Raw genomic sequence first — 14,349 nt, 5'->3', positions numbered from 1 at the left:
GCAAGATGGCGTTTGCCGATCCGGCCGGTCAACCCTGGGACTGGAGGGGACATCATGCTAGTCAGAACCGAGGACAGAGTTACGCGCTTGTTCGATGACGTCGTGGCGCTCGCGCGCGAGCGTCTGCTCGATGCGGCGTTTGCGGCGTTCGAGCCGTTCCTGCGCCACTACTACGGACAGGCCGATGCGGAAGACGTGCTGAGCCGCAGCATCGCCGACCTGTATGGCGCAGCGATGGCGCACTGGCAGTTTGCGCGCAAGTTCTCACCGGGCAGCGTGCTCGTGCGCGTGTACAACCCGGGCCTGGAGCAGCACGGCTGGTATTCGGACCACACGGTGATCGAGATCGTGAACGACGACATGCCGTTCCTGGTCGATTCGGTGACGATGGAAGTCAACCGGCTCGGCCTCACGCTGCATGCGGCGATGCACCCGGTGTTCCGCGTCCGACGCGAGGTCGGCGGCCAGATCGCGAATGTACGGGCGGCCAGCGAGCAGCGCGATGAGGAGCCCGATGGTTCGCGGCTGGAGTCCTATATCCACCTCGAGGTGGACCGTCGTACCGAGGCAAAGAGCCTGGATGAGCTGACGGCCGGTCTGATCAAGGTGCTGGGCGACGTGCGGGCGGCGGTCGAGGACTGGCCTCAGATGCAGGAGACGACCCAGCGCACGATCGCCGACCTGGCCGCGCGCGAGCAGGCAGCCGGCGCGGCGCAGGCGGAAGTCGCGGAGGCTCGGGCCTTCCTCGAGTGGATGGCCGACGAGCATTTCACCTTCCTCGGCTGCCGCGACTATCAGTCGTTCGAGAAGGACGGCGCCTACTATCTGCAGGGCGTCGTGGGCTCGGGCAAGGGCATCCTGCGCGAGGCCTTGCGCGATCCTGCCACGCCCGACCTGACCCGGCTGCCGGCCGGCGTGCAGCACATCGTGGACTCCCCGTCGCCGATCTTCCTGACCAAGGCCAATTCGCGCGCGACCGTGCACCGGCCTGGCTACCTCGACTATGTCGGCGTCAAGCTGTTCGACGCCGAGGGCCAGCTGTTTGGCGAACGCCGCTTCATTGGCCTGTACACGTCGATCGTCTACAGGGTCGCGACCGGCGAGATCCCGCTGGTGCGGCGCAAGGTCGCCAATGTCATGAGCCGCGCCGGCTTCCTGTCCAAGGGCCATCTCGCCAAATCGCTGGCCACGATACTGGAGCAGTACCCGCGCGACGAGCTGTTCCAGATCGACGACAGCGAGCTCTACGAGATTGCGCTGGGCATTCTGCGCTTGCAGGAGAGGCAGCGCACCCGGCTGTTCGTGCGCCGCGACCGCTTCGACCGCTTCGTGTCATGCGTGGTGTTCGTGCCGCGCGAGAAGTTCAACACCGACCTGCGCCTGCGTATCCAGAAGCTGCTGCTCGATGCCTTTCGCGGCGTGAGCGCCGAGTTCACGCCGCAGCTGTCGGAATCCATGCTCGCGCGCATCTACATCATGGTGCGCACCCAGCCGGGCAATGTTCCCGAGGTCGATGTGCGTGAGCTGGAAGCGCGAATCGTCGAGACCACGCGCCGCTGGCAGGATGAGCTGGCCCAGGCGCTGCTCGAAGGCTGCGGCGAGGAGCGCGGCAACCGGCTGCTGCGCCGCTGGGGCGACTCGTTCCCGGCCGGCTTTCGCGAGGACTATGCGGCGCGCACCGCGATGCGCGACATCGAGCTGATGGAAAGCGTGCAGGGCGGCCTGTCCGATGACGGGCAGGCGGCGCTGGCGATGAATCTTTACCGGCCGATCGAGGCGGCACCGGGGTCGCTGCGCTTCAAGGTCTACCGTGCCGGGCGGCCGGTCGCGCTGTCGCAGAGCCTGCCCATGCTCGAGCACCTGGGCGTGCGGGTCAACGAGGAGCGCCCCTATTGCATCGAGCCGCAGGACGCGCAAGCCGTGTGGGTGCACGACTTCGGAATGGAGCTCACCGACGATGTCGAGGTCGAGATCGACCGCATCAAGGCCTTGTTCGAGGACGCGTTTGCGCGCGCCTGGTCGGGCGAGGTCGAGAACGACGACTTCAACCGGCTGGTGCTGCGGGCGCAACTGAACTGGCGCGAAGTCGCGATCCTGCGCGCCTATGCGCGCTACCTGCGCCAGGCCGGATCGACGTTCAGCGACGCCTATGTCGAGCGCGCGCTGACCGGCAACCCGGCGATCGCGCGCAAGCTGGTCGAGCTGTTTCTCGCGCGCTTCGATCCCGCGCAAGGCGAGGGGCGCGGCGCGCGCGTGCCGGCGCTGCGAAACGACATCGAGAACGCGCTGGACCAGGTACCCAACCTCGACGAGGACCGCATCCTGCGCCAGTTCCTCGGCGTGATCGAGGCGACCACGCGCACCAACTACTTCCAGCGTGCGGCCGACGGCGCTCCCAAACCCTATTTGTCGTTCAAGCTAGACCCGGCGCGCGTGCCCGGCCTGCCCGAGCCCAAGCCGATGTTCGAGATCTGGGTCTATGCGCCGCGCGTCGAGGGCGTGCATCTGCGCGGCGGTCGCGTCGCGCGCGGTGGGCTGCGCTGGTCCGATCGGCGCGAGGACTTCCGCACCGAGGTGCTGGGGCTGGTCAAGGCGCAGATGGTGAAGAACACGGTGATCGTGCCGGTCGGCTCCAAGGGCGGCTTCGTCGTGAAGAATCCGCCGCCCATGACCGATCGCGACGCGTACCTGAAGGAAGGCGTCGCCTGCTACCAGACCTTTCTGCGCGGGCTGCTCGACCTCACCGACAACCGGGTCGGCGCCCAGGTGGTGCCACCCGCGGACCTGGTGCGCCACGACCCGGACGATCCCTACCTGGTGGTCGCCGCTGACAAGGGCACGGCAAGCTTCTCCGACTACGCGAACGCGATCTCGGCCGACTACGGCTTCTGGCTGGGCGACGCGTTCGCCTCGGGCGGCTCGGTCGGCTACGACCACAAGAAAATGGCGATCACCGCGCGCGGCGCCTGGGAGTCGGTCAAGCGGCATTTCCGCGAAATGGGCGTCGACACCCAGACCACCGACTTCTCGGTGGTCGGCATCGGCGACATGTCGGGCGACGTGTTCGGCAACGGCATGCTGCTGTCGCGCCACATCCGGCTGCTCGCGGCGTTTGACCACCGCCACATCTTTCTCGACCCGAATCCCGATACGCAGACGAGCTTTCGCGAGCGCGAGCGCCTGTTCGCGCTGCCGCGCTCGAGCTGGGCCGATTACGACAGCGCGCTGATCTCGGCCGGCGGCGGCGTGTTCCCGCGCAGCGCCAAGGCGATTGCGCTCAGCTCGCAAGTACGCGCGGCGCTCGAGCTGGAAGGCGACGAGATCACGCCGAGCGACCTGATACGCGCGATCCTCAAGGCGCCGGTCGACCTGTTCTACAACGGAGGCATAGGCACCTATGTGAAGGCCGGCCGCGAGACCCAGCCCCAAGTCGGCGACCGCGCGAACGACGCGATCCGCGTCAACGGCGCCGAGCTGCGCTGCAAGGTGGTCGCCGAGGGCGGCAACCTCGGCTGCACCCAGCTCGGCCGCATCGAGTACGCGCAGCACGGCGGGCGCATCCATACCGACGCGATCGACAACTCGGGCGGCGTCGACTGCTCGGACCATGAGGTCAACATCAAGATCCTGCTGGGCCTGGTGGTCGCCGACGGCGAGATGACCGGGAAACAGCGCAACAAGCTGCTCGCCGATATGACCGACGAGGTCGGCCAACTGGTGCTGAGTGACAACTATTACCAGACCCAGGCGCTGTCGGTCGCCAACCGGCGCGCGGCCGCGCTGCTGGAGGCCGAGGCCAGGTTGATCCGCCATCTCGAGCGCGCCGGGCGGCTCAAGCGCAAGATCGAGTTCCTGCCTAGCGACGAGGAAATCGACGAGCGCAAGGCCGCGCAACAGGGGCTCACCTCGCCCGAGCGCGCGGTGTTGCTCGCCTATAGCAAGATGTGGCTGTACGACGGGCTGCTCGCGTCCGACCTGCCGGAAGACCCGTTTGTCGCCCATGTGCTGGCCGACTACTTCCCGCAGCCGCTGCGCGAGCGCTACGGCGACGCGATGCAGCGTCATCCGCTCAAGCGCGAGATCGTCGCGACCTATCTGGCCAACACGCTGACCAACCGCGTCGGTGCGACCTGGGTGCACCAGCTCGCGGAGAAAACCGATGCGGCCCCGGCCGAGATCGTGCGCGCCTTCATCATCGCGCGGGCGGTGTTCGGGCTGGAGGACATCTGGCGCGACATCGACGCGCTCGACAACCAGGTGCCGGATGCGCTGCAGGCGCAGATGCTGATCGACACCGGCCGCTTGATCGAGCGAGCGAGCCTGTGGTTCCTGCGCCATCGAACCGATCGCACAGCGATCGACCAGATGGTCGCGCGCTTTCGCGCGGCGGCCGATCAGGTCGGGCCGCAACTCGCATCCCTGCTCGCGCCCACCGACGCGGCGGCCCTGGGCGCCCGGCGCGATGAGCTGGTGCAGGCCGGGGTGCCGACCGAACTCGCACGGCGCGTCGCGAGCGCGGACAGCATCGCCGCCGTGCTTGACATCGCGGAAGTCGCAGCGGCCTGCGAGCGCAACCTCGAATTGGTCGCCAGCCTGTATTTCGCGCTCGACCTGCATCTGAACCACGGCTGGATACGCGAACGCGTGGGCGCGCTGCCGGCCGACACCCACTGGCAGATGCTGGCGCGCGCCGCGCTGCTCGACGACCTGGCCGCGCTCAAGCGGGCGCTGACGACCAGCGTGATCCGGCTCTCGCCGGCGCTGGAGACGTCCGAGGCGCTGATCGCCGCCTGGCAGGCGCACAACCAGGTAGCGCTGGAGCGCTACCGGCGCCTCCTGGCCGACCAGCAGGCGGCGAGCGCGGTGGACCTGGCGATGCTGTCGGTGGCGATGCGGGAGATGCGGATGGTCGAGGGGACCTGAGGCGCGGCGTAAGCGGGCTTCGGGAGCGGCTTCCTGTCAAAGAAGCTCGATCTCACTCAAGCTGAGAAAGCTGCTTTCGCGCGTGATCGCGACGAAGTCCGCCAGCCAGGGGCGGCTGGACGTGAGGCTGGTACAGGCGACATAGAGGTGGCCGGTCAGGCCCTTGCGCCCTACGGGCCGCGCCGTGACATAGCCGCGATCCAGGTAGTTTTGCACCGCCCAAACGGGCAGGGTGGCCACGCCCCGGCCGCTGGCCACGAGCTGCAGCATCGCCACCGTCAACTCGGTGGTGCGGCGCGCCGGCTTGATGCCGGCGGGCTCGAGCACCTGGCGCACCAGGTCCAGCATCTCATCGGGCACCGGGTAGGTGATCAAGGTTTGCTGGGCGAAGTCCTTCGCCGCCAGGTAGGGCTTGGCCACCAAGGGGTGATTGTTGGCCAGCAAGGCGACGATCTCGAAGCTGAACAGCGGGTGGAAGTCCACCGTCTCGCCTGCCTCCTGCTCGGACACGATGGCGATGTCGGCGCGGTCCTGCAGCACCAGGGCAATCGGGTCCGGGTGAAAGCCCGAGACGATGTCGAGCTCCACCTCGGGCCAGCGGGTGCGGAAGGCGTCCATCGCCGGCATCAGCCAGTCGAAGCAGGTGTGGCACTCCACCGCGATGCGCAGCTGGCCGGCGCGGCCCAGAGCCAGGCGTGCCACGTCGCGCTCGGCCTCCTCGAGCTGCGGCAACACCGCGTCGGCCAGGGCCAGCAGGCGCAGGCCGGTGGTACTGAATTGCGGCGGCACGGACTTGCGCTCGAACAGCGCCGCGCCGTAGCGGTCCTCCAGCAGCTTGACCTGGTGCGACAGCGCCGACTGCGTGAGGTTGAGCAACTGCGCCGCGCGCACCAGGCTGCCGCTGTCGCGCAGGGCGACGAGCGTGCGCAGATGGCGGATTTCAAGGACGGACTGAATCATTAATATTTTTCAACTTGAATAACAATATCTTTCGTTTGAATAATATTCCAAATCCCCCGACCATCGACGGCTTCAACCGCAAACATGAAAAGGATGGAGCATGGTCCGCACACACACCCTGGGTTTTCCGCGCATGGGCGCGCACCGGGAACTGAAATTCGCGCTGGAGCAGTACTGGCGCGGCGACATCGACGCCGCTGCGCTTGAGGCCGAGGGGGCTGACTTGCGCGCGCAGCACTGGGCCGTGCAGCAGGCCGCCGGCCTGGACTTCGTGACGGTGGGCGACTTCGCCTTCTACGATCATGTGGCCAACCACATCCAGCTGCTCGGCTGCGAGCCCGCACGCTTTGGCTTCACGGGCGAGGAGCCGGAGCTGGCGCGCTATTTCAGCATGGCGCGCGGCGCAGGCGCCGACCACTCGGGCCATGGTGCCGGTTGCGGCTGCGCCAAGGAGAACGCCGCAGGCGGCCGCTTCGCGCTGGAAATGACCAAGTGGTTCGACACCAACTACCACTACCTGGTGCCCGAGTTTCGCGCCGATACCGAGTTTCACCTGGCCTCGCAACGGCTGTTCGATGAGGTCGCCCAGGCCATGCTGGCGGGCCACAAGGTCAAGGCGGTGCTGCTCGGTCCCTTGAGCTTCCTGTGGCTGGGCAAGGAGAAGGAAGCGGGTTTCGACCGCTTCAGCCTGCTCGAGAAGCTGCTGCCGGTCTACGCGCAAATCCTGGACCGCCTGAAAGCCCTGGGGGTCGAGTGGGTTCAGGTCGACGAGCCCATCCTCGGCCTCGACCTGCCCGACCGCTGGCGCCATGCATTCGAGGCCGCCTACTGGCAACTCGCGAGAAGCGGCGTGAAGCTGATGCTCGCCACCTATTTCTCGCCGCTGTCGGACAAGCTGCGCCTGGCTTGCCAGCTGCCGGTGGCCGGCCTGCACGTGGACGCGGTGCGCGCGGCCGAGGACCTGACGGGCGTGCTCGACTGGCTGCCCAGCCACAAGGTGCTGTCGGTGGGTATCGTCGATGGCCGCAACATCTGGCGAACCGATGTCGACGCCGCGCTGGCCAGGCTTCGCCCGGTGGCCGACAAGCACCGGGGCGAACTGTGGCTGGCCCCTTCGTGCTCGCTGCTGCATGTGCCTTACAGCCTGCAGACCGAAAACGCGCTCGACGCCGAACTCAAGTCCTGGCTGGCTTTTGCGGTCGAGAAACTGTCCGAGTTGCGCGTCCTCAGGACTGTGCTGCGCGGCGAAGAAGCCTCGGTGCAGGCCGAGCTGTCCGCCTCCCGGGCCGCGATCGCCTCGCGCCGCAGCAGTCCGCGCGTGCATCGCGAGGCCGTGGCCGCGCGCATGGGCCAGGCTGCGCCGCATGCCGACCGGCGTGCCTCCGGTTTCGCCGTGCGCCAGCCCTTGCAGCGACGGCGCCTGGCCCTGCCGCCTTTGCCCACCACCACCATCGGCTCGTTCCCGCAGACGGCGGACATCCGCGCTGCCCGTGCGGCCTTCAAGCGCGGACAGCTCGATGAGGCGCAGTACCGCCGGAAGATGCAGGCCGAAATCGCGCTGGCCGTGCGCAAACAGGAGGCGCTGGGCCTGGACGTGCTGGTGCACGGCGAAGCCGAGCGCAACGACATGGTGGAGTACTTCGGCGAGCAGCTCGAGGGCTTCGCTTTCACGGCGAACGGCTGGGTCCAGTCCTACGGCTCGCGCTGCGTCAAACCTCCGCTCATCTATGGCGACGTGGCCCGGACCAAGCCCATGACGGTGGACTGGACGGTGTACGCACAGAGTCTCAGCCCCAAGCCCATGAAGGGCATGCTCACCGGGCCGATCACCATGCTGCAATGGTCGTTCGTGCGCGACGACCAGCCGCGCAGTACCACGGCCCGGCAAATCGCCTGGGCGATCCGCGACGAGGTGGTGGACCTGGAGCGCGCCGGCATAGCCATCATCCAGATCGATGAGCCCGCCATCCGCGAAGGCCTGCCGCTGCGGCGCTCGGGCTGGCAGCCTTACCTGGAGTGGGCCACCCAGGCGTTTCGCATCGCTGCCTGCGGCGTGCGCGACGAAACCCAGATCCACACCCATATGTGCTATTCGGAATTCAACGACATCCTCCCCGGGATCGCCGCGATGGATGCCGACGTGATCACCATCGAAACCAGCCGCTCCGACATGGCGCTGTTGCGCGACTTCGGCGACTTCCGCTATCCGGGCGAGATCGGCCCCGGCGTCTACGACATCCATTCACCGAGGGTGCCCTCGGTATCGGAAATGCTTGCCCAGTTGGAAAAAGCCGCCAGCGTGATCGCGCCTGGGCAGCTCTGGGTCAACCCGGACTGCGGGCTCAAGACCCGCGGCTGGCCCGAAACCGAGGCGGCCCTGAGCAACATGGTAGCCGCGGCGCGGGCGCTTCGGGCCAGGCTGGCGTAGCGCCTGCGGCGCAGCGGCTCAGGCGCTCAGGCCGCGCCAGAGCATGTAGCTCGCCAGCAGGTAGAGCACGCTGGCGAACACGCGCTTGAGCGGCTTGACCGGCAGGCCGTGCGCGGCCCGGGCGCCCTGCGGCGCCATCAGCACGCTGCACGAGGCGATCACCACCAGGGCGGGCAGCCAGATGTAGCCCAGCGAGTAGGGCGGCAGGTCCTGCAGGCCCTGGCCGCTGATCGCGTAGCCGGCCACGTTGGCCAGCGCGATCGGAAAGCCCAGGGCGGCGCTGGTGGCGACCGCGTTGTGGATGGCCACGTTGCACCAGGTCATGAAGGGCACGCTGACGAAGCCGCCGCCCGCGCCGACCAGGCCCGAGAGAAAGCCGATCACGCCGCCGGCGCCGAACAGGCCGCCCGTGCCCGGCACCTGGCGCGTGGGCTTGGGCTGCTTGTGGAGGAACATCTGCGTGGCCGAGAAGCCGACGAAGCCCGCGAAGAACAGCGCGAGCCAGGCGCCCTTGAGCAGCGCGAACACGCCCAGGCTGGCGATGGCGCCGCCGAGAGCTATGCCGGGGGCCAGGCCCTTGACCAGGTCCCAGCGCACGGCCCCGCGCCGATGGTGGGCGCGCACGCTGGACACCGAGGTGAACAGGATGGTCGCCATCGAGGTGGCGATCGCCATCTTGACCGCGAGGTCCGGCGCTACGCCGCGCTGGCCGAGGATGATCGTGATGAAGGGCACCATCAGCATGCCGCCGCCTATGCCCAGCAGGCCGGCTAGAAAACCGCTGCCCAGGCCCAGCACGGCGAGTTCGGCGATCAGCAGCGGTTCGAGCATCATGGCGTCAGTACAGGGCGTCAGAAAGACAATCGCCAGCCGCAGGGGCTGGCGATGGGAATAGGTGTCTGCGAATGCCACCGGACCGTCATCCTGAACGCGGGGGTTCAGGTGGGCGAGGGCAGACTGGCGTTGGGTTCATCTGACGCGAGACGATCACGCTCACCAGCCGATATACCAAGCCCGGGCTCGTATGAGCATTGGTTCAAGGAAATATAAAGCCCGGCGCGCACCGCAGACAAGGCTATTGTAGGCCCTGGGCAGGGCCTGTGCCTTGCCCGTTCGTCACAACAGACGGCCGTCCTCGGCCAGCACGCGGTCCAGCCGCGCCAGCACCGCGCCCAGGCGGGCGTCCTCGTCGGCATCGGTCTGCAAGGCCGTCGGCGCGGGCCGCGCCAAGGCCGGTGCCGGGCCGCGGTCGGCCAGCTCGAAAGCCAGGTTCAGTGCGGCCAGCACGGCGATGCGGTCGCGCGCCTTGATCTTGCCCGCGTCGCGGATCTTGCACATGGCCGTGTCCACGCGCTCGACGGCCTCCAGCAGGCGCGACTGGCCGCCCTCGGGGCAGCCCAGCAGATAGCCCTGGCCCATGATCTGGACTTCCAGCTGCTTCATGTGGGCTCCTTCTGCGCGGGGGCTTCGGCGGATGGGGGCAGACGCTCGAGCAGGGCGTCGACGCGGGCGCGCGCGGCGTTCAGGCGCGACTTCAGCGCATCGCGCTCCTGGGTCAGCGCCGCCACCTGCTGCGTCAGCAGCGCGTTGGTGCGCTGCAGCTCTTCGTGCCGCACGAGCAGGCGCTCGACGCGTTCGGCAATCTGGTCGATTTGGGTCGGGTTCGCCATGGCACCTCGGGTTGATCGGGGGGATTGTAGGGTTTCGCCCGGCACGGCATCTATAATTATTAATTGTTGGTGCTCGCGGTGTGGTTCGCATGCCGCGGTTCAACGGGAAGCAGGAGAGAGGGCCCGACCCGGGCCGTCCCAACCTGCGCTGCCCCCGCAACGGTAAGCGGACGAATCGCCAGATTCCGTTTCCATCACACAGCCACTGAATGCCCTGAAACAGGCGCTTGGGAAGGCGATGGAAGTCGTTCCGCCAGCCCGGATACCGGCCAACAAGGTGGCGGCGCCTGCCCGGGCGCTGCCGTGACGTCCATGCACTGGCGGGGAAGCCGGTGAGGACTTTTTGCTTGATTCATTCATCCGATGACCTACCGCATCCGCCGCGTGCGCCCCCTGGCGCTTACCCTGGCCCTGGCCGCCGCATTCCCCGCCCATTCACAAACCTCGCTGTCCGACACGGTGGTGACGGCCACCCGCTTCGAATCGCGCGCCTCTGCCGTGCTCAGCGACGTCACGGTGATCGACCGCGAGGCGATCGAGAACAGCACCGGCCGCACCGTCCCCGAGTTGCTGGCGCGCATAGCCGGGGTGCAGATGGCCGCCAACGGCGGCCTGGGCAAAAACTCCAGCGTCTTCATCCGCGGCACGGAAAGCCGCCATGTACTGCTGCTGGTTGACGGCGTGCGTGTGGGCTCGGCTACGACGGGGCAGGCCAACTTCGACAATATCCCGCTCGAAAGTATCGAGCGCATCGAGGTGCTCAAGGGCCCGGCGTCGGCGCTCTACGGCAGCGACGCCATCGGCGGCGTGATCCAGATCTTCACGCGCCAGGGCCGCGAGGGCCTGCACCCCCATGCCAGCGTCACGCTGGGCAGCGAAGGACGGCGCGAAGCGACGGCCGGCCTGAGCGGCGGTCGCGGCGAAGTCTCGTACAGCCTGGCCGCGCAGACTCTGCGCGAGAAGGGCATTTCCGCCACCAATCCCGCAGCCGGCTTCTTCTTCAACCCTGACCGCGACGGCTTCTCCCAGCAAAGTGTCAACGCCTCGCTGGCCTGGCGCTTCGCGCCGGGCTGGAAGGCCGATGCGCGCCTGCTCCATTCCGATGCCAAAAACCGCTACGACAGCGGATCGGGCAGCACCGACACCCGGACCGACCTGGTCTCCAGGGTCGGGGCGGTCGGCGTCGAGGGCCGCATTCTCGCGGACTGGAAGTCGCGCCTGAGCTACGCCTCGAGCGCCGACGATTCGACCAACTTTAACGGCGGTTCACCGGCTCGCTTCGATACGACCCAGGAGCAATGGGCCTGGACGAACGAGGTCGGCACGCGCGCGGGCAAGGTCCTGGCGGGCCTCGAGCGCCTGGTCCAGAAGGTGGACAGCACGACCGCCTATGCGGTGACCCGGCGCAGTACCGATTCGGCCTTCGTGGGCCTGGTCGGCGAAGCCGGCCCCCACGGCTGGCAGCTCAATGCGCGCCACGACGACGATTCGCAGTTCGGCGGCGCCAGCACTGGCCTGCTGGGCTACGGCTACCGCTTCACGCCCCGGCTGCGCCTGCACGGCGCCTACGGCACCTCGTTCAAGGCGCCCTCGTTCAATGCCCTTTACTTTCCGTTTGGCATCGGCAATCCGGACCTGAGGCCCGAGCGCGGCCGCAACACCGAGCTGGGCATGTCCTATGCGATGGGGCTGCACGAATTCAAGCTCGTGCGTTTCGACAACCGTGTACGCGACCTGATTGACTTCGTTCCCCCGACATATCGTGCAGTCAACATAGACCGTGCGCGCATCGAGGGCTGGACCCTGGGCTACGACGCCCAGCTCGGCGCCTGGGGCCTGCACGCCGCGCTCGACCTGCTTGACGCTCGCAACGCGCGGGATGGCAGCAAGCTGCGGCGCCGCGCCGACGAGCAGCTGACGGCCTCGCTCGACTATGCGACGGGGGCCTGGAAACTGGGCGGTACGCTGTTGGCCGTATCGAAGCGCTTTGACGTGGACTCGAACGGAAACACGGTAAGTTTGGGCGGCTTTGCCACGATGGACCTGCACGCCGATCGCGCCCTGTCGCGCGACTGGACCCTGCAGGCGCGCCTGAACAACCTGGCTGACAAGCAGTACGAGACGGCCAGGGGCTTCAACCAGCCCGGCCGCGCGGTCTATCTGACGCTGCGCTACCAGCCCAAGTAAGCTCGACGCGATGAGCACCGCCGCCCGCTGTCCCGCGGTCCTGATCGCCGCCCCCGCCTCGGGCCAGGGCAAGACCACGGTCACGGCCGCGCTGGCGCGCCTGCATGCGCGCCAGGGGCGGCGCGTGCGCGTGTTCAAGTGCGGGCCCGACTTCATCGACCCGGGCTGGCTGCAGCTTGCCAGCGGCGCGCCGGTGCACCAGATGGACCTCTGGATGACCGGCGAGGCCGACTGCCGCGCGCGCCTGCACCAGGCGGCGCAGCAGGCCGACCTGATCCTGGTCGAAGGCGTGATGGGCCTGTTCGACGGCGAGCCCAGCGCGGCCGACCTCGCGCAGCGCTTCGGCCTGCCGGTGCTGGCGGTGATCGACGCCTCGGCCATGGCCGGCACCTTCGGCGCGCTGGCCCATGGCCTGCAGCATTACCGCGCGGGCCTGCCCTGGGCCGGCGTGCTGGCCAACCGCGTCGCGGGCGAGCGCCATGCCCAGATGCTGCGTGAATCCCTGCGCGAGCCCGAGCATTGGCTAGGTGCGCTGCTGCGCAACCCGGCCCTCGCCCTGCCCGAGCGGCACCTGGGCCTCACGCTGGCCAGCGAGCTCGGCGACGCGATGCAGCGCCTGGATGCGGCGGCCGATGCGCTGGCCGGCACGCCGCTGGGGCAGATGGACGCGGCCGCGCTGCAGCGCTGGGCCGTGGACTTTCCCGTGCCGGACCCGGCGCGGGCCTGGCCCGCGCTGCTGGCCGGCCGCACCGTGGCCGTGGCGCGCGATGCGGCCTTCTGCTTCATCTACGAGGCCAATCTCGACACCTTGCGCGCGCTGGGCGCCGAGCTGGCCTTCTTCTCGCCGCTGGCCGACGCGGCCCTGCCGCGCTGCGACGCGCTCTGGCTGCCGGGCGGCTACCCCGAGCTGCATGCGGCCGCGATCGCGGCCAACCGCGCCATGGCTGAGAGCCTGGCCGCGCATGTGGCGGCGGGCCGGCCCATCTGGGCCGAATGCGGCGGCATGATGGCGCTGTTCGAAGAGCTCGTTTCGGCCGAGGGCGAGAGCACGCCGGCCTGGGGCCTGCTGCCGGGCCGCGTGAGCATGCAAAAGCGCCTGGCCGCGCTCGGGCCGCAGCAGCTCGCGCTGGGCGACCAAGTGCTGCGCGGCCACACCTTCCACTACTCGACCTGCGCCACGCCGCTCGCACCGGTGGCGCGCACCGCGCGCCCCGGCAGCGCGCCCGCGCCCGAGGCCGGCGAGGCGCTGTACCGGCAGGGCCCGGTGCGCGCGAGCTACTTCCATGCCTGGTTTGCCTCCAGCCCCGAGGCCACCGCGCGCCTGTTCCTGACCGGAGACCTGCCATGAGCGACTGGCGCGACCCCGATACCAGCGGCACCGCCCTGGGCCCGCAGCGCATCTGCTGCCTGACCGAGGAGACCACCGAATGGCTCTACCTGCTGGGCCAGGAGGCGCGCATCGTCGGCATCTCGGGCTACACGGTGCGGCCGCGCCGCGCGCGCGAGGAAAAACCCAAGGTCAGCGCCTTCCTCAGCGCCAAGATCGAGAAGATCCTCGAGTTGCAGCCCGACGCCGTGTTCGGCTTCTCCGACCTGCAGGCCGACATCGCGTCGGCGCTGGTGCGTCATGGCGTGCAGGTGACGGTGTTCAACCAGCGCAGCGTGGCCGAGATTTTCGCCATGCTCTACCAGGTCGCGGCCATGGTCGGCTGCGCGCAGCAGGGGCTGGAACTGCTGGCTCAGATGCGCGCGCAGCTGCTGGCCATCGAGCAGGCGGCCGCGGCGCTGCCGCGCCGCCCGCGCATCTTCTTCGAGGAATGGGACGAGCCGCACATCAGCGCCATCCGCTGGGTGTCCGAGCTCATGGGCATCGCCGGCGGCGACGACTGCTTCCCCGAGCTCGCGACCCAGCGCCTGGGCAAGCAGCGCATCATCGCCGACGGCGCCGAGATCGTGCGCCGCAACCCCGACATCGTCATCGGCTCCTGGTGCGGCAAGAAGTTCCGCCCCGAGAAGGTCGCCGCGCGCCCAGGCTGGGAGAACGTCAATGCCGTGCGCGACAGCCAGCTGTTCGAGATCAAGTCGGCCGACATCCTGCAGCCCGGCCCGGCCGCGCTGACCGACGGCGTGGCGCAGCTGCACCGCATCGTTCTCGACTGGGCGGCGCGCCATGGGTGAGCC

9 protein-coding genes and 1 riboswitch are annotated in these 14,349 nt (G+C 68.6%); of the genes, 5 read left to right on the top strand and 4 right to left on the bottom strand.

The features are described 5' to 3' along the window. Positions 1 to 54 precede the first annotated feature (54 nt). A complete protein-coding gene (locus tag FFS10_RS12460) occupies positions 55 to 4,923 on the top strand; it encodes an NAD-glutamate dehydrogenase (RefSeq protein WP_137894794.1) in 4,869 nt (1,622 codons plus the stop codon). Between the two features lie 36 nt (positions 4,924 to 4,959). Here FFS10_RS12460 and FFS10_RS12455 read toward each other — a convergent pair whose 3' ends face one another. Next, positions 4,960 to 5,883 (bottom strand): LysR family transcriptional regulator, encoded by a 924-nt coding sequence (locus tag FFS10_RS12455; RefSeq protein WP_137894793.1) that lies wholly within the window; start codon positions 5,881 to 5,883, stop codon positions 4,960 to 4,962. A 100-nt stretch (positions 5,884 to 5,983) separates the two neighbouring features. On the opposite strand from FFS10_RS12455, the gene metE reads away from it, so the two are divergent. Then, positions 5,984 to 8,311, top strand: a complete 2,328-nt coding sequence (gene metE / locus FFS10_RS12450) for a 5-methyltetrahydropteroyltriglutamate--homocysteine S-methyltransferase (protein WP_137894792.1) — start codon at positions 5,984 to 5,986, stop codon at positions 8,309 to 8,311. Positions 8,312 to 8,329: 18 nt separating this feature from the next. Here metE and FFS10_RS12445 read toward each other — a convergent pair whose 3' ends face one another. From FFS10_RS12445 to FFS10_RS12435, 3 genes are all read right to left on the bottom strand, one after another. Further along, positions 8,330 to 9,145: a sulfite exporter TauE/SafE family protein gene (locus tag FFS10_RS12445; RefSeq protein ID WP_137894791.1), complete on the bottom strand. Its 816-nt coding sequence runs from the start codon at positions 9,143 to 9,145 to the stop codon at positions 8,330 to 8,332. Positions 9,146 to 9,427: 282 nt separating this feature from the next. Beyond that, the gene (locus FFS10_RS12440) at positions 9,428 to 9,754 is read right to left on the bottom strand and encodes a cell division protein ZapA (protein WP_137894790.1); all 327 of its coding nucleotides are present in this window, start codon (positions 9,752 to 9,754) and stop codon (positions 9,428 to 9,430) included. Beyond that, complete coding sequence (locus FFS10_RS12435; protein WP_137894789.1) at positions 9,751 to 9,981, bottom strand: DUF904 domain-containing protein; 231 nt, start codon at positions 9,979 to 9,981, stop codon at positions 9,751 to 9,753. The genes FFS10_RS12440 and FFS10_RS12435 overlap by 4 nt, the downstream gene beginning before the upstream one ends. A 50-nt stretch (positions 9,982 to 10,031) precedes the next feature. Then, positions 10,032 to 10,269, top strand: a riboswitch (cobalamin riboswitch). 75 nt (positions 10,270 to 10,344) lie between these two features. On the opposite strand from FFS10_RS12435, the gene FFS10_RS12430 reads away from it, so the two are divergent. The 3 genes from FFS10_RS12430 to FFS10_RS12420 are packed head-to-tail and all read left to right on the top strand — an operon-like array spanning position 10,345 to position 14,346. Further along, positions 10,345 to 12,168, top strand: coding sequence for a TonB-dependent receptor domain-containing protein (locus FFS10_RS12430; RefSeq protein ID WP_137894788.1), 1,824 nt, complete (start codon positions 10,345 to 10,347; stop codon positions 12,166 to 12,168). Between the two features lie 10 nt (positions 12,169 to 12,178). Continuing rightward, a complete protein-coding gene (locus FFS10_RS12425; RefSeq protein WP_137894787.1) occupies positions 12,179 to 13,516 on the top strand; it encodes a cobyrinic acid a,c-diamide synthase CobB in 1,338 nt (445 codons plus the stop codon). After that, the gene (locus FFS10_RS12420) at positions 13,513 to 14,346 is read left to right on the top strand and encodes an ABC transporter substrate-binding protein (protein ID WP_137894786.1); all 834 of its coding nucleotides are present in this window, start codon (positions 13,513 to 13,515) and stop codon (positions 14,344 to 14,346) included. Before FFS10_RS12425 ends, FFS10_RS12420 begins: the two co-directional genes overlap by 4 nt. The last annotated feature ends 3 nt before the right edge of the window (positions 14,347 to 14,349 follow it).

Source organism: Ramlibacter sp. 2FC, from assembly GCF_005503345.1.
Classification (GTDB): Bacteria; Pseudomonadota; Gammaproteobacteria; order Burkholderiales; family Burkholderiaceae_C; genus SCMQ01.
The sequence above is the reverse complement of the archived record's forward strand: the minus strand, read 5'-3'. Positions and strand labels throughout refer to the sequence as shown.